The sequence below is a fragment of the Rhodococcus sp. WY5 genome (assembly GCF_018588185.1).
GTDB lineage: Bacteria > Actinomycetota > Actinomycetes > Mycobacteriales > Mycobacteriaceae > Rhodococcus_F > Rhodococcus_F qingshengii.
Window position 1 is genome coordinate 3,656,475 of sequence record NZ_JAAMPR010000001.1, and the last position, 18,259, is coordinate 3,674,733.

At 60.7% G+C, this 18,259-nt stretch carries 17 protein-coding genes, 1 tRNA gene and 1 pseudogene; 10 read left to right on the top strand and 9 right to left on the bottom strand.

Annotated features, from left to right (window positions below):
• Positions 1-83 precede the first annotated feature (83 nt).
• The 3 genes from G4D79_RS17080 to aceE form a co-directional block, all read right to left on the bottom strand.
• Positions 84-992 (bottom strand): ACP S-malonyltransferase, encoded by a 909-nt coding sequence (locus G4D79_RS17080; protein ID WP_064689135.1) that lies wholly within the window; start codon positions 990-992, stop codon positions 84-86.
• A 127-nt stretch (positions 993-1,119) separates the two neighbouring features.
• On the bottom strand, positions 1,120-2,448 hold the full coding sequence (locus tag G4D79_RS17085; RefSeq protein ID WP_003941635.1) for a CdaR family transcriptional regulator: 1,329 nt from the start codon (positions 2,446-2,448) through the stop codon (positions 1,120-1,122).
• 99 nt (positions 2,449-2,547) lie between these two features.
• Positions 2,548-5,403: a pyruvate dehydrogenase (acetyl-transferring), homodimeric type gene (gene aceE / locus G4D79_RS17090; RefSeq protein WP_214514261.1), complete on the bottom strand. Its 2,856-nt coding sequence runs from the start codon at positions 5,401-5,403 to the stop codon at positions 2,548-2,550.
• Positions 5,404-5,636: 233 nt separating this feature from the next.
• On the opposite strand from aceE, the gene G4D79_RS34590 reads away from it, so the two are divergent.
• The 4 genes from G4D79_RS34590 (at position 5,637) to G4D79_RS17110 (ending at position 7,404) form a co-directional block, all read left to right on the top strand.
• On the top strand, positions 5,637-6,197 hold the full coding sequence (locus tag G4D79_RS34590; RefSeq protein ID WP_250887538.1) for a hypothetical protein: 561 nt from the start codon (positions 5,637-5,639) through the stop codon (positions 6,195-6,197).
• Between the two features lie 177 nt (positions 6,198-6,374).
• Positions 6,375-6,800 carry a DUF3052 domain-containing protein gene (locus G4D79_RS17100; protein WP_003941575.1) on the top strand — a complete coding sequence of 142 codons (426 nt, stop codon included), beginning with the start codon at positions 6,375-6,377 and terminating at the stop codon, positions 6,798-6,800.
• A 35-nt stretch (positions 6,801-6,835) separates the two neighbouring features.
• Positions 6,836-7,300 (top strand): peroxiredoxin, encoded by a 465-nt coding sequence (locus G4D79_RS17105; RefSeq protein WP_003941619.1) that lies wholly within the window; start codon positions 6,836-6,838, stop codon positions 7,298-7,300.
• A gap of 32 nt (positions 7,301-7,332) precedes the next feature.
• Positions 7,333-7,404, top strand: a tRNA-Val gene (locus G4D79_RS17110).
• 55 nt (positions 7,405-7,459) lie between these two features.
• Here the strand turns inward: G4D79_RS17110 and G4D79_RS35240 are convergent.
• The 3 genes and pseudogenes from G4D79_RS35240 to G4D79_RS17120 all read right to left on the bottom strand — a co-directional run.
• A pseudogene (locus tag G4D79_RS35240) lies at positions 7,460-8,017 on the bottom strand (tyrosine-type recombinase/integrase); the annotation flags it as partial.
• Between the two features lie 37 nt (positions 8,018-8,054).
• Complete coding sequence (locus G4D79_RS35245; protein WP_308252589.1) at positions 8,055-8,597, bottom strand: Arm DNA-binding domain-containing protein; 543 nt, start codon at positions 8,595-8,597, stop codon at positions 8,055-8,057.
• A 132-nt stretch (positions 8,598-8,729) separates the two neighbouring features.
• Positions 8,730-9,068, bottom strand: coding sequence for a hypothetical protein (locus G4D79_RS17120; RefSeq protein ID WP_242430835.1), 339 nt, complete (start codon positions 9,066-9,068; stop codon positions 8,730-8,732).
• Positions 9,069-9,136: 68 nt separating this feature from the next.
• On the opposite strand from G4D79_RS17120, the gene G4D79_RS17125 reads away from it, so the two are divergent.
• From G4D79_RS17125 to G4D79_RS35250, 4 genes are all read left to right on the top strand, one after another.
• On the top strand, positions 9,137-9,310 hold the full coding sequence (locus tag G4D79_RS17125; protein WP_172403511.1) for a hypothetical protein: 174 nt from the start codon (positions 9,137-9,139) through the stop codon (positions 9,308-9,310).
• 273 nt (positions 9,311-9,583) lie between these two features.
• Positions 9,584-11,098: a hypothetical protein gene (locus G4D79_RS17130; RefSeq protein WP_214514262.1), complete on the top strand. Its 1,515-nt coding sequence runs from the start codon at positions 9,584-9,586 to the stop codon at positions 11,096-11,098.
• Positions 11,099-11,568: 470 nt separating this feature from the next.
• Positions 11,569-11,853, top strand: coding sequence for a hypothetical protein (locus G4D79_RS17135; RefSeq protein WP_083059162.1), 285 nt, complete (start codon positions 11,569-11,571; stop codon positions 11,851-11,853).
• Between the two features lie 79 nt (positions 11,854-11,932).
• Positions 11,933-12,925 (top strand): HNH endonuclease, encoded by a 993-nt coding sequence (locus tag G4D79_RS35250; RefSeq protein WP_214514263.1) that lies wholly within the window; start codon positions 11,933-11,935, stop codon positions 12,923-12,925.
• Between the two features lie 132 nt (positions 12,926-13,057).
• Here the strand turns inward: G4D79_RS35250 and G4D79_RS34985 are convergent, their stop codons facing one another.
• Positions 13,058-13,804 (bottom strand): DUF4352 domain-containing protein, encoded by a 747-nt coding sequence (locus G4D79_RS34985; protein WP_083059158.1) that lies wholly within the window; start codon positions 13,802-13,804, stop codon positions 13,058-13,060.
• A gap of 84 nt (positions 13,805-13,888) precedes the next feature.
• On the bottom strand, positions 13,889-14,446 hold the full coding sequence (locus G4D79_RS17150) for a hypothetical protein (RefSeq protein WP_139799854.1): 558 nt from the start codon (positions 14,444-14,446) through the stop codon (positions 13,889-13,891).
• Positions 14,447-14,728: 282 nt separating this feature from the next.
• On the opposite strand from G4D79_RS17150, the gene G4D79_RS17155 reads away from it, so the two are divergent.
• Positions 14,729-16,006, top strand: coding sequence for a hypothetical protein (locus G4D79_RS17155; RefSeq protein ID WP_083059152.1), 1,278 nt, complete (start codon positions 14,729-14,731; stop codon positions 16,004-16,006).
• A complete protein-coding gene (locus G4D79_RS17160; protein ID WP_083059150.1) occupies positions 16,003-17,154 on the top strand; it encodes a hypothetical protein in 1,152 nt (383 codons plus the stop codon). Before G4D79_RS17155 ends, G4D79_RS17160 begins: the two co-directional genes overlap by 4 nt.
• A gap of 25 nt (positions 17,155-17,179) precedes the next feature.
• Here the strand turns inward: G4D79_RS17160 and G4D79_RS17165 are convergent, their stop codons facing one another.
• The gene (locus G4D79_RS17165) at positions 17,180-17,917 is read right to left on the bottom strand and encodes a hypothetical protein (protein ID WP_139799853.1); all 738 of its coding nucleotides are present in this window, start codon (positions 17,915-17,917) and stop codon (positions 17,180-17,182) included.
• Between the last annotated feature and the right edge of the window lie 342 nt (positions 17,918-18,259).

Genomic DNA, 18,259 nt, shown 5'->3' on the forward strand with positions numbered 1-18,259 from the left:
GGTGTGGCTCCCTTCTTGATCGATTGAGGTGGGGTGAAACGTCCGGCCGCCGTTCGGGCTGATCGGCCGGGTGGGCGTCCGAGCTAGGTCAGCTCGGACAGTGCGGAGATATCCTCCGGGTTCTTGAGGGCCACCGTCGGTGTGCCACGCATTTCACGCTTGGCAATTCCGACGAGGGTTCCGGCCGGCGGGAGTTCCACGATCGCGCTGACTTCTGCTGTCCGCAACGACGCGGAGCAGAGGTCCCAACGAACGGGGCGGGTTACCTGCGCGGCAAGCTTGGTGAGGGCGTCGGCGCCCGAGGAGACGGGTGCGCCATCCGAGTTGGAAAGCAGCGTGCGCGTCGGATCGGAAGGGGTGATCTTGGCGGCAGCAGCTGCGACGGCGTCCTGCGCCGGCGCCATGAAGCGGGTGTGGAAAGCTCCGGCGACGGGTAGTGCGCGGACTCGGGCCTTTTCGGGTGCGTTTGCTGCGAGTTCTTCGAGCGCGGTGAGCAGTCCGGCCGCCACGATCTGGCCGGCCGCATTGCGGTTGGCTGCTTCCAGTCCGAGTTCTTCGATTCGTGCGAGCACTTCGGCTTCGTCTCCACCGAGAACGGCTGACATGCCCGTGGGCTCGAGCGCACAAGCCTTGGCCATCTCGGCGCCACGGAGGGCGGCAAGCGCGACCGCGTCGTCAGCGGAGATAACACCGGCGACCGCAGCAGCGGCAAGCTCACCCACCGAATGGCCGGCAGCGATGACGTCGGCGCCGAGGAGCCCACGTGATTCGATTTCCTCGTATGCCAGCAGAGCAGCGGCAACGACGAGGGGCTGGGTTACCGAGGTGTCGGTGATTTCTTCGGCGGTCGCGGTCGTGCCGAGCCGGACGAGGTCCAGGCCGGCTGCCTTCGACCACACTTCGAGGCGGTCTTGTGCTCCGGGCAGTGCCAGCCAGGGGCTGAGCATGCCGGGTGTCTGAGAGCCCTGTCCCGGGGCGAGCAACGAAATCACTTATTAAGAGAACACCGCCGCGAGCGACCTGCGAGATGTCGGTCGCGATGAACTCTGGCGAAGTGTTTTGTAGGATTCCCACAAAATCCCACGTCGCGCTCGGCCATCGAAATTGGACGCTCAGGGGTTACAGGTTTGTTTGTCCGGATGTTAAAGATGTGACTGAAGTAACCGAATTGTTCGATTTGAGATCGATTTGTGTCAATCGGCCCACGGTAGCGGCGATCCGTAGTACATATGCGTCGCGTGGATTCGTTGGATCCCGGCCGGTAACTTCCGCGATTCGCTTCAAGCGGTACCGAACGGTATTTGGATGAACAAACAGAAGACGTGCACAAGTCTCAACCGCACCTCCACAGTCGAGATAACTGTCTAAAGTATCGGTCAAGACTGTGCCGGATTCAGCTAAAGGTGCGACGAGGAAATCGCGAAGAGCCTTCACGGCAGCGGCGTCTCCCAGTAGTGCCCGTTCCGGGAGCAGTTCAGTCGCGAAAACGGGACGAGGTGCGCCGCGCCACCCGGCAACAGCCTTGATTCCCGCCAGAGCTTCGGACGCACTGAAGTGCGCTGCGCTCAACGAGGGTGTCGTCGGGCCGATCACCACCGGCTCGTCGGCGAAACTCATGAGCAGGTCTTGAAGGAATTGGCTGCCTTCCGTCTTACTGCTCAGCTCGCCGCTGACGATCATCACCAGTCGCGGACCCTGCACCACGGCGAGAACAGCGCGCCCGTGCGCGGCGGCAGTCGCGTGGACGGTGCCGGCAACCGAGACCCGCTCGTCCGGCGGGGGAGACCCGACGATGACGGTGGCCGGAGCCGTGGCATCCCAGTTCAAGGTGGCGGCGCGAGAGAGCATGTCCGAGCCGGTGTCTCCCTGCACGACGGCGTCGACGACGAGCGCTTCCAGTCGCGTGTCCAGGGCACCCCGCGACTCGGCAGCGCTTGCGTACACCGTCGCTGCTGCGAAACCGAGTTCACGCCCGTAGCGCAGGACGGCTTCTGTCAGCGCGATCAGCTGCTGATCGTTGCGGGCGAGAGCCGGCAGCCATTTCTCGAAGAACTCCATCGCCACCCGGACCATGTCGACGGTCTGGCGCAGCGTGAGCTGTCGAGCAAGATCCTGAGGGATGACCGGAAACGACTCGTATCCGAAGCTGATCTCCGAGTCGAGTTGCCGCAGCCATTCCAGGAAATTCACCACCGACGTCTGCACCAACAGTTGAACGTCGGCGCGTTGCGAAGCGTCGAGACTGTCGAAGAACGGAAGCTGCTCCTCCATCACGGTCACGGCCTCGGTGGAGAGCCGGCCGGAGAACTGTTTGACGCGGCGGAGCAAGGCTTCTGGAAGTGGATCGCGAACCTGACGACGGCGGGCGAGTACAGCCTGCAACCCGGACGACTGTGGTCGAGTGCGGCGTACGCCCTCTTCGGGTTTCTCGGGATCAGGTTCGGGCATGAGAAAAACCTACGCCCATCGCCGCAGCGGATGTCGAGATGACACCCGCGGCGATGGGCGTAGGTCTGTTTTCGATCGCTGGGACTGTTGCCCTACGACTTAGGCGCTACCGGTGTCCCCGGTCTGCTCGGGAGCAGCATTCACGTCGTCGATGCGGTATCGGCTCGCTGCTTCGACGGCCTTCGACCGCTCGATCGATCCTTCCTTTGTCAAACCGATCAGCACGGCAACGACGATGGATTCGGCATCGACGTTGAAGTAACGACGCGCAGCGGTGCGGGTGTCGGAGAAGCCGAACCCGTCCGTGCCGAGCGTGGTGTAGTCGCCGGGAACCCACTGACGGATCTGGTCCGAGACCGCCCGCATCCAGTCCGAAGCCGCAACTACGGGGCCTTGGGCCGACGACAACGCCGTGGTGACGAAGGGAACCGGAGCATCCTCGGACGGATTGAGCAGCGCCTGACGTTCGCATTCGACGCCTTCGCGGCGCAGCTCACCCCAGGACGTGACCGACCAGACGTCGGCCGAGACGCCCCATTCGTCGGCAAGTAGCTTCTGCGCGCGCAGCCCCTCGGGCATCGCGACACCGGAGACGAGGATCTGTGCCTTCGGGCCGGATGCTTCGGACGTCTTGTAGAGGTAGATGCCCTTGAGCAAGCCCTCGACGTCGAGACCTTCGGGCTCGGCCGGCTGAACGTACGGCTCGTTGTAGATGGTCAGGTAGTAGAAGATGTTCTCGCCACCGAAACCGTCGACGCCCTCGGTGCCGCCGTACATGCGGCGCAAGCCGTCCTTGACGATGTGCGCCAACTCGTACGAGAACGCGGCGTCGTACGTGACAGCTGCGGGGTTGGTGGATGCCAGGAGCAGGGAGTGTCCGTCGGCGTGCTGGAGACCTTCACCGGTCAGAGTGGTACGACCGGCGGTTGCGCCGAGAACGAATCCCCGAGCCATCTGGTCGGCAGCCGCCCACAGGCCGTCGCCGGTGCGCTGGAAACCGAACATCGAGTAGAAGATGTACAGCGGAATCATCGGTTCACCGTGGGTGGCGTACGACGTGCCGACTGCGGTGAACGAAGCCGTCGAACCGGCCTCGTTGATGCCCTCGTGCAGGATCTGGCCGATCGGGCTCTCCTTGTAGGCGAGCATGAGTTCGGCGTCGACGGAGGTGTAGAGCTGCCCGTTGCGGTTGTAGATCTTCAGCGACGGGAACCACGAGTCCATACCGAACGTGCGAGCCTCGTCCGGGATGATCGGCACGATGCGCTTGCCGATTTCCTTGTCGCGCAACAGTTCCTTGAGGATGCGCACGATCGCCATGGTGGTGGCGACTTCCTGCTTGCCCGAACCCTTGCGGATGACGTCGTACGTCTTGTCCTCGGGGAGCTTGAGCGGCGCCGCATCGGTGTTGCGGGAAGGCAGGAACCCGCCGAGTGCTTTACGACGGTCGAGCATGTACTTGATCTCGGGAGCGTCCGCGCCCGGGTGGTAGTACGGAGGCAGGTACGGATCCTTCTCGAGCTCGGCATCCGAGATCGGGATGTGCTGCATGTCGCGGAACGCCTTGAGATCGTCCAGCGTCAGCTTCTTCATCTGGTGCGTGGCGTTGCGGCCCTCGAAGTGCTTACCGAGGGTGTAGCCCTTGATGGTGTGCGCCAGGATGACCGTCGGCTGGCCCTTGTGTGCCATGGCCGCTGCGTAGGCGGCGTGGACCTTGCGGTAGTCGTGGCCACCGCGCTTGAGGTTCCAGATTTCCTGGTCTGTGAGGTCCTTGACCAGTTCCTTGGTGCGGGGGTCACGTCCGAAGAAGTGATCGCGTACGAACGCGCCGTCGTTGGCCTTGTACGTCTGGTAGTCACCGTCCGGCGTCACGTTCATCAGGTTGACCAGTGCGCCGTCGCGATCGGCGTGCAGCAGCGCATCCCACTCGCGACCCCAGACGACCTTGATGACGTTCCAGCCGGCACCGCGGAAGAACGATTCCAGTTCCTGGATGATCTTTCCGTTGCCGCGGACCGGGCCGTCGAGGCGTTGGAGGTTGCAGTTCACGACGAACGTGAGGTTGTCGAGGCCTTCGGTTGCCGCGACGTGAGCGAGGCCGCGTGACTCGGGCTCGTCCATTTCGCCGTCGCCGAGGAACGCCCACACGTGCTGATCGGTGGTGTCCTTGATGCCGCGGTCGTTGAGGTAGTGGTTGAACCGGGCCTGGTAGATGGCGTTCATCGGACCGAGGCCCATCGAGACCGTCGGGAATTCCCAGAAGTCGGGAAGCAGCCGTGGGTGCGGGTAGGACGGCAGTGCGCCGCCGAAGTCGGCGTGGGACTTCTCCTGGCGGAATCCGTCGAGCTGTTCCGCGGGGATGCGGCCCTCGAGGAAGGCGCGTGCGTAGATGCCGGGGGAGGCGTGACCCTGGATGAAGATGTGGTCGCCGCCGCCGGGATGGTCCTTGCCACGGAAGAAGTGGTTGAAGCCGACCTCGTACAACGCTGCCGACGAGGCGTAGGTCGAGATGTGACCGCCGACGCCGACGCCCGGTCGCTGAGCGCGGTGGACCATGATCGCGGCGTTCCAACGGATCCAGGCGCGATAGCGGCGCTCGACCTCTTCGTCACCGGGGAACCACGGCTCGTTTTCGGTCGGAATCGTGTTGACGTAGTCGGTCGAAGTGAGCGCGGGGAGTGCGACGTGCTTCTCGCCGGCGCGTTCGAGCATGCGGAGCATGAGGTAGCGGGCACGCGTGGGTCCGGATCGATCCAGAAGTCCGTCGAATGATTCGAGCCATTCGGTGGTCTCGTCCGGATCGATGTCCGGCAGGTACGACGCAACACCTTCGCGAATGACGCGAACGCGACCGTCGGTTCCCCCCGACGTATTCGACGCGGGCGAACCCGACTCGCCGGCGGCGCCGGAATCGGCGTTCTGCCCGGACGCGGGACCCTGGATCAGGTCAGACAACGTGTGCTCCTCATTGGTTTGGGGACGCGTGGTGGGGCGTCCTTACATAGGTGATCGAGGCCTTGTTAGGTCCGACGCACTTCCATCGTGAATATGGCGCGTACCTCATCTTTCACCATCCCGGTCGGTCCGGCACACCTCGCCTCTGGTTACTCTCGGGTAGCGTTTTTCGGCGTGACGCAGGGGTGTGATGGTTCCCCGTAGTCACAGGCTTGGGGGATCGATCGGAACGTATGAAGGGGTGGGAAAAAATAAACAAAGAAATCAATTACGGCAGGGTCGGGGCGTGGGTCTCGGTCGGATCGATCGCAGTGGGACTGTCGGTGATCGTGGGATGTTCGGCGGCGGTGACCGGATCGGCAGTACCCAATGAAGCGCACGTGGCTGCATACCAATCCGAGGTGAGTATTTCGATGGCCGCCGCGTCCTCGTCGAAAGCGGCGGCAGATGCGGCAGAGGCGGCTTTCGCGATCTGTGAGGAAGCGGTCTCTCGATCGAAAAACGACGTGGTCGCGTTCAACGCCTACGTCGACGCCGGAAATCATGGTGAGACCGACCTGAGAGCCGAAGCAAGCGCTGCTGCTTCGTCGGCCAGGGACACCGCCTCGTGGTTCGACTCGGTCGCGAGTGAACTTCCGACGCAACTTTCCGGACTGTTCGCCGAATTGGCCGCGAACCTACGTTCATCTGCTGTCGTGATCGAGAGTGATCATTCGGCCGATGAAATCAATTCGATCAGCGATACGAGCAATTCGATTCGCAAGTCGATCTTCGATGAATGTGGATCCCTGTGACCTGCGGTAATCCGCAGGCGTAAGGTTCGCCGTGTGTCAGAAGACGATCTTTGGTGAAAGTTTTCGGCGTGGTCGGCTTGCGCTAACGCCTCAGACCATGTTCGCTTTCCCTAATTGATCGTCAAACGGTAGGTGTGCGGGGTCGCCACACACCATCAACAAAAGGAGGACCCCACCGTGGTCGCCGCGGCGGATGCCCAGAACTACGCTCAGAAACTCGGGATTACCACTGACATGGTGGTGCAGGAACTGGGCTGGGATGAGGATACCGACGACGGCATTCGTGCCGCGGTTGAGGAAACCATCGGCGGGGAAATGCTCGACGAGGATTCCGACGAGGTCATCGACGTCGTGCTGCTGTGGTGGCGCGACGAGGACGGTGACCTGGTGGACGCCCTCATGGATGCCATCGGGCCCCTCGCCGACGAAGGCTTCGTGTGGGTTCTCACTCCCAAGACCGGTCTCGACGGACACGTCGAGCCCAGCGAGATCGCCGAATCGGCGCCGACTGCCGGCCTGACGCAGACATCGGCAGCCAACCTCGGTGACTGGTCGGGAAGTCGACTGGTTCAGCCGAAGGCTCGTCCGGCCAACAAGCGCTGACCCGGTCCTTTCCGCACTTTCCCAAGGAATCGCACATGCCTCTCGAAGTTGGTGCCCAGGCACCGGATTTCACCTTGAAGGACCAGAACAACCAGGAAGTTTCGCTCGCAGATTTCCGCGGTAAGAAGAACGTTCTGCTGGTCTTCTATCCGTTGGCCTTCACCGGGACTTGTCAGGGGGAACTCTGCAAGGTCCGTGACGAGCTTCCGAAGTTCGAGAACGACGACACCGCCATTCTCGCGATTTCTGTCGGTGCTTCGCCGACTCACAAGATCTGGTCGGCCGAGCAGGGATACACATTTCCCTTGCTGTCGGACTTCTGGCCGCACGGTGAGGTCGCTCAGAAGTACGAGGTGTTCAACGACAAGTTGGGCTTCGCGAATCGTGGCACCTTTGTCATCGACAAAGACGGAATCATTCGTTTTGCCGAGATGAACGGCCCCGGAGAAGCCCGTGACCACGGACTTTGGGCAAATGCGCTTGCCGCGCTAGAGTCTTAGAGCACTCCCGGTGAGGGTCTCACCGGGAGTTCGGGCGTGTAGCTCAGTGGTAGAGCTCTGGTTTTACACACCAGCGGTCGGGGGTTCGAAACCCTCCGCGCCCACCCAGGATCGAGGCTCCGATCAGCATTCCGATGCAGGTCGGGGCCTTCTCTTTGCTCAGGCGGTTCCCTCACTTTCCGTTTCTGCCCACTTTTTGCCCACACCTGATTTCGTACGGGCTTCGCTGAGTGCCAAGCCGACGGCGTCCAGGTCGTCGTCGAAGAGATCAGCGTAGACATCGAGCGTCATCGCCGCCGACGCGTGCCCGAGCATCTTCTGCAGCGCCTTCACGTTCGCACCGGCCGATACCGCCAGGGATGCCGCAGTGTGCCGCAGATCGTGCGGGGTGACCCGTGGAACTTCGGCGGCACTGACAGCCTTGTCGAACCACCCGGACTCGGTATGGGAGCGCTGAAGGTAGGTGCCGTCCTCGTTCGGGAACACGAGATCCTCACGAGACTTGCCCTCGCACCGCTTCGCGAGGATCGCGATGAGGAAGTCGGCGAGCGGAACAGTCCGCCGTTTGTGGCCCTTCGTCGTGCCGACGATGATCTCGCTGCCGACTTCGACCGCGTTCTCATCCACCGTGGCGCGCCGGCGCAGCAGATTGAGATCCCGAACCTTCATCCCTGTGGCCTCGCCCCACCGCACGCCGGTGTACGACAGGAACAGGACGAGATCGGAGTGCTCGCCACACTCTCGGGCGAGAGCGTCAACCTGTTCGTGTGTGAGGTAGACGGGGCGCTTCTTCGGCTTGCGTGGGCAGCTTCATCCCACGGGCTGGATTCGAACGGATCAACCGGTCGCGGACTGCGTCCTCGAGGATGCCGGCGAAAACTTGATGCGTTCGGATGACGACGGTGGCGCCGACGGACTTCACGTCCCCCTTGCCGCGGCCGAGCTCCGTGATCCAGGCCTGGACAAGACTCGGCCGGATGTCGCCGAGCTGGACCTCACCCCACCGCGGTTCGACCCGCAGCCGCCACGCCACCTCGAGTGGTCGATACGCGGACTCCTTCAGATGCCCTCGCTGCCGGGCGAGCCATCCCGGCCCGAGCTCGCCGACCGTCGTGCGCGCGTCGGTGGGGGAGATGTATTGGCCTTTGAGCTTGTCGACCTCGACCTCGGCGGCGAATGCTTCGGCTGCCTTCTTGGTGGTGAAGCCGCGCTTGTCGGTCTGGCTACCGTCCGGCTTGCGGTATCGAACTCGGTAGCGCTTCCCCTTCGCCGTTTCGTACGGCTTGATGGTGGCCACTACCCGGCCGGTCTCGATCGTTGATGCTGGTCCATAGCTACACTTCCTATCGAATCTGGAGATTCAATTCGTCCCCGCGCCCACCTCGTATGGGCGCGGGGGCGAGCCTTTGGTGCCAGATGGGCGACGTGATCAGGACCGCCGCTCGAGCTCCTGGCTGATGTATCGACGCTCGCCCTCGGTCAGATCACGGATGCGGTGCTGCAAGGTTGGCAGATCAACCCACAGTTCTTCGGCTGTCTCGTGATCGACACGCCGCGACCACACAAGAGCGTCGACGAGCTTCTCGATGGTGATCAATCTGCGTGCTGTGATGCATTCGACAATCCGCTCTTCCTTCAAGGCAAGGTGCGGGTCGTCGGGGACCGGGCCTCGTTCGAGATGCACGATCTCGTGGGTCAGGGTGCACCGGCGTTCAGCTTGGTTCGATGTGCCATCGATCTCGATGCCGTCCGCGGTCCATTTCCCCATGCACCCGAAATGCAGGCAATTGGGGAACGTGACGTCGAGATGCGGGTAGCAGCGCTGAAGGTGTCGCCATGGATGCCATCGATGAACGGCGGGCGACACCAGCGGTGTCGGTGTCCAATCGGGCATTTGCGGTAAGCCGAGGGACTGCGTTCGCGCATGGTGTCGGCGGCGACATCGCGGCGACGATTGCCCCGGCAGAAGAGCACGTCCACGACTTGGGGACAGTTGTAGAAATGCGGTAGCCGCGAGTATCCCGACAGCAGGTGACCCCGCCGGCAACTTCGGGGGAGCCGGCGAGGTCTGCGCACAACCCCATAGGGCCTGCGAGTGGTGCGCGTCGGCAGAGTAGATGGACAGGGTTAACGCGACATTTCTACTCGGTGCGCCAACGGGCAACCAGCAGAGCGGGACCGCCGCCAAACCCGTAGGATCTACACTGACCCCGCACTTCAATAGCTGCCGATTACCGGCCGGGGATCTCCCCCTCGTGCTGATCGCAGAAGGCGCCGATTGCAATGCCCGCAAGCTGGCCGGCTTGCTCCGGTGTCCGTTCCGGGTTGGTTTTGGGAGCCACTGCCGCCTCCGAGTCGACAAATCGAATTGGTCGATATTGTGATACGGATTTGTACGATTGTGCCAAAATTCTGAGCATCAACTGCGCCCCCGGCGTCCGCAAGGAACATGAGGACCTGAACGTGGCATCTCCGTTGGAAGTTCAAAACGCCATACTCAACGGCTCGACTGCCTTTGGCTGGTCGTACAAGGGCACTGGAAAGGTAGACCTTGAGCAAGTCCCTCTGCGGGGATACGTCCGTCGTCATGAAGAAGGGCATATTGAGTTCGAGGCGCTCGATGAAAATCCGATCAAGGAGGGCCCACTGCTATTGAACGCCGAGGCCCCTCCGATGCTCGTTCTGTCGACGCCGCACGGCGCCGCCATCTTGCTGGATGTTCACCCGCAAACCGGTGGCTCCTTTAACTTCGGTGGAGGGAGTGCTTCAGTGGTCCGGTTTCGTGCGGACTCGGTCGCTTCGGGAATCGACATTTATGAGATTAAGACGGCCCGGATGAAGTCGTTGGCATTGCGATTCCCAGGCTTCGGAGGATGGGCAGGGATGAACTCGTTCACAAGACCGACCACCGCGTCGGCCAGGCATGGCGGTGCAACACTTGAACTGCGTCCTACTCGGCGTGAGGTCTCGAAGCGCAGTCTCCACTCCAGCCTGGCGCTCTCCGTCGAGGGCTATTGGGACTTCGTTGATTCTGGACCATCCGCGGTAACCGTGCACACTGGGCTGGACGTGGAGGTCTCGGCAGTCCGAGCGCGCGCCTTTGGGCAGTTCATCGAACCTCTACTCGATTTTCAGGACCTGCTAAGCCTGGTCAACCGCGGATTCGTCGCATCCGCACCCGCACCGACCGGCCTGCTTGGGGTCGGTGGAGGAAGCCCCCTTCTGTGGAATCGGCGGGCAATGTACACCCCGAAAGGGGCAATACTGGCGAGCGGCCGACCCCGTCCCTTGGTTTCTCTAGCAGATCTCGGAGGAGTAGCCGGCCTGGCGCGGTGGTCCAATCTCCGGCGAGATCATCGTGTCGTTGTCGATACTGTGTCGACGCCCTACCGCAACGGCCCGGACACGATCGAAACTGCGATAATTCGAGTGGGTTCTGCCATCGAATTGTGGGTTGCTGCACACCGGCGAGTTGCGGCTTGGGCGGAGAAGGGAAGGAGCAAGAGCTTCGCCGAGGCCCTTGCGCTCCATGTCGGAGGTCCATTCGAGAAGTGGGTCGGCTCGACGGCCAACTGGGCCGAACAGTTCACGCTTCACTACAATGGGACCAAGCATCACACGCCGCACGTCATCGATCCCGAAGCGCTTCGCGCCTTTGCGACGACTGGCAGGTGGCTTCTCGTTTGCGCTCTGCTGAATCGCATCGCCGGAACGAAGCAGCCGAGTCGTTCCATTCTCAATTCGTACCAACTTGAGCACACCGGCGAGTCTGTGCGCCAAGTCCTTAGTCGCATCTAACATGCACGCCGAATAGACGCGTAGTCAGTCACGAGATGTTGACGACGTATGGCTTGAGGGCCTGTCGAGGCCGTCGGCCGAAGGGGGCATTTGCGACGGAACCATACTCGCCCCGACTGCGTCCAACCGGGCATGGACGAACTGATCGACATCACGATGTGGAACTGCGAGATGGTCGAGTGCTTCTTCGACCACGGCATTGAATATCTTGAGGACTTGTGGTGTGTGCGGGGGGAGCGGCCTGCGTACTCGGCCTGGCCGTACGATCGCTAGATGGCCAGGGGCAGAGCGGATATTGCGAACACGGCATTGCGGATCTTCCTTCAAGAGATGGGCGCCGAGTATGACCGGGAACGCGAATTGCTGCCATACCGGGGGCCAAGGATTTCGCGACGGTCAAGGAGTTCTTCGGTGGGCGCTGTTGCTACTGCGACGTCGAGCCGGCGACAGCTCAAGATCATCTGATCCCGATGAATAAGAGTGGGCTCGGACTACACGCGTGGGGGAACGTCGTTCCCGCGTGCGGCCCGTGCAACGCGAAGAAACAGGGCGGCGACTGGCGCGAGTTCATCCTTCAGCGGGCGGGTGAACATGCGTCCGAGCGGCACAGGCGCATGAAAGCGTTCCTCGAGCAGTACGGCTATCGGCCCGAGGGAGATCTGCGAGAGGTCGCTGAATCGTTATACGACGAAGTGGGAGCAATCGCCATGGCGTTGATCGATGCGAAGATAAAGCGGCTTCGGCCGAAGCTGTAAACAATGGCGGTGGCGGGACTTCAGGGGGCTACGGATGGTGGGCATTGCTGCTATCACGCGAGAGTTGACGAGGGCCGGCGTGCTCGCGGCCATCGCGGAGTGCGACCGAGTGGGGAGGGATGCCTTCCTGAAGATGCACGGCTTCAGTGAAGCGTACGACTACTTCTTGCTGTATGGGGGTCAGGCGTACGACTCGAAGGCGATCGCGGGTATTGCATACGGCGATGCCACGGGACACGAAGTCCGTTCGGGTGACTTCTCGGGTGGAGTTCGCATCGCGAATCGACTCCGTGAGCTTGAGTTCGAGGTCACTGGCAAAGCCGATTGGGAATGGGACGAAACGGTCCTCGCCTGTGGCCTGCTTTACGAGAACGCGTGGCGTGAGATCAAGGAACACGATCCGCGGGTCTCCGAATTGTCAACCTTCTTGCGATCGCAGTGGGACTACGCGATCTATGTGCCCAGATTCCGGAGCACCAGCAGTGTGCACCGTAAGTTGGAAGACCTTCGGACCGTCCATCCGGAGTACGCCAGAACCGCGACTAGGGGTGGCGGACTCGCTCCGCGCGTCGTCGACGCCTTTGTTGCCGACCCTTACAAGATGCACTCGTTAGCACTGGCCCTACGCGGCAGCGGTACCCTTGCCCGGTCTGGCGAGGTTGGAGACGCGGACCTGAATGACGAGGATCTGAAACGAACCGGAATGAGCGAGTTTGTCGCCGCTGTGGAGGGCCGTGTCCTCCAGCGCCTGGTCAAAGTGCGCGAGCGCAACCCGCGTCTTCGTGCCGACAAAATTGCACAGTCGAGGAGGATCCGCGGTGACATCTCATGCGAAGTCTGTGGCTTTGACTTTGAAGCGACATATGAGTCGCTCGGCGATGGCTATATCCAGGTCCATCATGTAGTTCCATTGCACTTTTCGGGGGAAACCGAGAGCAGCCTCAATGACCTCGTGCTGTTGTGCGCAAACTGTCACCAAATGATCCATCGCGCTCGTCCCGTCTGGCTCACTCCAGACGAACTGCGAATAGTCGTCAATCACCGAGGGGGAGCTTCAGCGGCGTCGCCGTAGTCGACGCGAGTCAGCTACATCGATGGAGGTGGTCTCCAAACCTGCGAGGCGCCACCTGGTGGACTGCAGCGAGCGACGCATGCGGCCACGAGTGGGCGGGAGCATCAGTAGCGAGGAGGTCGGATCGTCCGTCTACTGGAAAGTTATCCGCGTCCCATTCGAGAACATCGAGTCGTGCACTTCTAGAGCCACTGGTACGGTTCCGACTGGAATGTCGAACACGACTCGCGTCGAGCGTGTGATGCCTGGGTTGATATCCCCGTCGCCTTCGTCGTCGCCGTCGAGACTGAACTCAGCCGAGCTGTCGTTGGTGAACTCGCGTCCCTGGTCGTCGACCAATACCTGATTCAGGCTGGAGTAGTACTGGGGCTGCTTCGAGATATTCGTGACGTCCACGTGCACGACCACGAACTGGCCCTCGGCCTTCTCGCTGAACATCGACGATTCGCGTCCGATGGTGGACAGCCCAGATTCCATGTCGGTCAACACAAACGCGAACTTGCCATCACGGACTTCGGTTCCGAACCCGTGCGCGGGCGCAGCCGTCGACGTCGCTGCCCCGGTAGTCGGCGGGATGGCATCCGTACCAGCTGGCTGGACTTGAGTGGTGGTTGATGTGCGCGCCGAATTGGACGAGGGTTCATCCCCTCCTGTGAGGGCTGTGCCGATGATGACAACACCGACCAGAGCCCCCGACACACCAAGTACTGCGTTTCTAAATGGCTTGGGGTTCTTCGGAGGCGTAGCAGCGAAAGGCTGCGCTTGCATGCGCGGTGGAGCAGGCTGCGTAGCCCCGGTCCAACGGAATCCATCCCAGTACCGAAGGGTCGCTGGATTCGAGGGATCCGGATACCAGCCTGGGGGAGTCGGAGTCGTCACCCGCGCATCATCCCAGGCGAACTGGAACCTCGGTATCGATCGTTTGAATGTATCGCTGCGTACGACCTATCCGCACGCTATCAACTACTCCGTAACCACTGTCCAAGTCTTCAGCTCTGCGGTAGGCGACGGTTTGCCGTTCCAGAGATGGAGCTGGAAGTCGGGATCCTTCACTTTGACCTCGCCAACTACCTTGTCGTTCTCCATGTAGTAGCTCGCGACGTAGACCGCGAACAGCGATTCGGAAATCGGCGAGGCCTTGAGCGCCTTGGCGTACAGCGTTGCGATCTGCCGGATTCCATCTGCTGACTTGACCGAGGGATCGCAAATGTCGATCGCGGCAGCCTGCATTCCCGGGTGACCACTGTCTTTGCTCAGTCGTCCGGTCGTGACGCGCGCACCGTTCGGAAGTTGAACCGACGCAACCGCTGAGGCGAATACTGGGTCAGTGATAGCCAGCGGGTTGGGGCATTTGTCGACTGGCGCTGCCTGCACAGTCGTGGTCGATGTCGACGCTGCCGTCGACGCGGCCGGGGCAGCCGATGTGACCGACGAACTCTGCGTCGAGGAGCCGTTGCTTGAACTACATCCGGCCACAGCAAGGGTGCACATGGCGGCACCGACCGTAATCATCTTCCTCACTCGCGCATCAAACCAGACGAACCGGACGCGCGGTATAGGTTGTCTGAATGTATCGGCGAGTATCGCGAATCCCACGACGATGCGACCCGACTACGTACTCCGAACATGAGTGACGAACGACTCAAGCTAGTTGAACCCATCGGTGGCACTCGATCATCTGCTAGTACAGATTGTCTCGTGAACGGCGACAACGACACAGCGCGTCGCGGTGATCAGTCTCGCTATCGGTGATCTAATCTAACGCCCAGCGAAGCGTCGAGCGGAGAGGGCCAGGCACACACAGTGGATCAGTTTGACGAGGGATTGCGGTGTCAAGACGTTCATGCTGGACTCCGGAATGTCAATCCGAACTCGGGAGTGCTGGTTCCACTCGCCGACACCCAAATGATCGGAATGGCTGCCAGCGTGGCCGCGCTCGTTCGTGGCTTGGACGTCGTTAGCGACGCGCAGGCACTTCGAGCAGTCGCCGCGGAGCAGTTGGATGTGAATCCGTACGCGTTTGACAAAGTGGTCAAATCCCTTGCGGACGTCGGCTTCCTTCAGGGCGTGGTGTACGACTCCGACAGGGTTGTCCGATTTACTGAAACGGTTCCGTTCTACGATGACTTGTATGCGCGCCTAGGGGAGGCTTGGCGAGACAAGAAGCCGACGGACTTAGAGCAGCAAATGGTAATCGCTGTGGATCGCTTGGCAGACGCTCCAATCCCCGTTGAGGAGCTTGCGAGCCGAGCTGGCCTCGATTCTGCGGACATCCCGAAGCTCATTGAAATCGGATCTCAGTCGCAGTTGATAAAGACAATCGAAGTTTCGGGAGGATTAGTTGCCTACTCGCCCTTCTTTGGTTTCGAGAATCCGGCGCTGCTGGCTGAGTTGATACGCGACCACGGACCCGCGCTGATAGCGGACGCTTTCGCGGCTGTTGGTGGCGAGCAGGGCCTCCCTGTTGACGCGACAAACACAGTGCTGATTGATGCGGTTAGCAGGGGGCTGATACTCGCGCCCGCCGTCGAATTGCCGGGAGGGGCATTGCAGCCCTTTGCGACCCTCCCCTACAGCCTCGACCCAAAGTTGTTGAAGTCGAGAAAACCGGTTCTAGAGAAGGCTCTCGCGGTAGTCGCATGCCTCCGTTGTGGGCAGTATTTCGGCGGTTACAATAACCTTTCGCTGAGCGGCTTGATCGATGTTATTGATAAACTTCTCGATCCAAATAGAGGGTTCCTCCAGCCACACTCAGGGCACGAACGACAGTATAGACTCATGCACCGCGCCGGCCTTATCGCTTTCGCGCCGGACTTGAGGCAAGGGGGAAGTTGGGTGACACCCATGTTTATCGACACCCCTGATAATAGGGAGGCGTTACTAATCGCACGAGACCTACTATCTAAAGGCCAGCAAATAGCAGGGCGAGGGGGCGGGGAAGAAGCGCGGAGGACTTTGGAACTGGGCCTTCCCTACACTGCGCCAATGCAGACACTCAATCACATGAAGGGTAAGCCGAAAGTCAACGATAAGTCATGGCAGGGCGTAGTTGACAAGGCTTTGGGGAGAGGTGCGCGGTGAGTGAACTCGATTTGGGGCTCAAAGTGGCGGCGCGTCGGTTGCTGTGGCGAATGGGGTATACGACGCGCATCGATGTTCAACTCCGCAGCGTAGGCGGGGTTGCAATTGCAAACACGTCGAACTCTCGTCGGTCGGCGGCTGCGGAGTCGTTTACGGATCTTGACGTTCTAGGTCTTACCATATCCGGTGGCTACCGAGTTGAAAGTGCCATCGTCGATTGTAAGACCACCGCGAAGGGGTCCACGGGTCGGATGTTTTGGGTCCGTGGAGTGGCGGATTTCTTCGCTGCCGATGCCGCATACATGTTGCGCGAGACTGATGTTACGCAAGCGGCGAAACAGCTCGCGAATCGCCTTCATATAACGGCATTGAATAGCAAGGAATTGGCTCAGGTAGAGGCGCTCCATCCCAGCGAATTTCCGCTGGATTCCGAACCGGTCGCATGGCTATTCGATCGTGACAAGACTGCAAAGGTGCTTCACGCCTTTAGTGATCTTGATGGACGACTGAGGGAATTGCGCGACTATCGAGAGTTTGACTATTGGGTTGGCGAAGAGTATCGAAGTCTCACGCAGATTGTGGAGCAACTGCGCCTGGCAAATAAACTGCTCTCACCGAGAAATCCTCGCCACGTTTCCTTGGTTATAGATTTCGCCTGGTTGTATACTCTAAGTCTTACTCATGCGATCGAGAATATTCGCAAAGCCTACATCAGCGATGTTGACCTCGGACTATCGCAATACATCCTGGGTGGGCCGATCGGGTTTGCTGAGAAGAAGGATTTGTCGGCGATGCTGAAACATCTGCGGCAGGAGGGGGCGATTCCGCAGGAGGTCTACGTTGATCCGCTTCCCACTTACTATCCCCGTTTGCTTGAACTCACTGCTCGCTTGCACCGTCGGCCTGCGCATTTGATTTCTGCAATGCGTTTGCTTGAGGTGGGTGCTTTTTCCACCGCTCTGAAGGAGAAAATCTCAGCGCCGACCGACACGGGTGCTCTATATGACGAACTCGCTGCTAAATTAGCAGCAGACGTGGTGGAATTTCTCGTGACTACTTCGGACCTCGATTCGGGATTTACCGCGCGCGCACGTTCTATTCTCCTCGGTGAGGAGTTCATCGATCCTGAAAGCGTCAAGTCGAGTTAGTCGTCGTGAGTGAGGGTTAGGCGATCTACGTCGTATCCAGACGGGCCTCCGAGGATGAACTCGCATCCCAGTGTTTGGAGATGAATTGCTCCTCGGCGCGACGCTCTTCTTCGGCGCCACGCAAAAGGGGCAAGTATCGCCGTACTGTCTCTAGGGCATTGTGCTGGCGGGCGATGATCCTGCCGAAAGCATCGTCGATCTCCCGCTTAGCATCGATGCTTCGAACCTCAGGAAGGTTATGCAACCGCTCACGCAGCGCATCGATCTGCGCCTCGAGAATTCTTAACTCCGCGATTAGGTGCGGTTCAAGAGCGATCGCTTTGGCATAGAAAAGTTTGGCCTCAAAGGACATGAATGCGTCGTCCAGACGAAGCCTGGCGTCATGCTCCTTGTCGTGTCCGGTCTCAATAAGTTCCATGAGGGGTTGACCTGTCAGCACCTGGGCGGAATATCTTGAGAGTGGCGCATCTAGCGCCCTCGTGGTTGCCCAAAGCTCCGCTACCGCCTTCGTTGTTTCGCGGCGATGACTATACTTCCTTTCTTCCTCGGCGCGATCATCAGCTGTCGTGATTGCTCGCTCGGACGAGATCCTGGCGACGTGGCTACTTCTTAACGCCACCACAACAGCCGCAGTCGTCGTGATCGCGGCGAACCAACTCGACGCGGATCCGATTTCTGAGGCACCCCATCCATTCGATATCGCCACGACGGCGGCCAGAACGAAGATTGCCACTACTAGGATGGCGGTCGCTGTATATGTCACCTTGCGTGTTTATGGGACCCGGATCACGGGTGCTTCATACCACGCGACGCTCTAGACAACAAAAGGGCCCGCGTAAACATCGAACAGGCTTGAAAGTGCCGGCACCCTAGAGCTTCGAGCCCACTGTCCGGACCGATACTCCAACGGCGCCGGCTCTCCCCGGATGCCTACCGTAAGGCCAGCGAGTTCTATGGGAGCGCGACCGCAGCTTGTGGTGGGCACCCGCACGCACTGTCGCCACGTATAGCGGAAACAATCCCAGTAGGAAATATCAATGATCAGTGGCGCCGAGTCCAAGTGCCCACCAAGCCCGGCCTGCGGCACGAAGGTCCTCCACGGCCA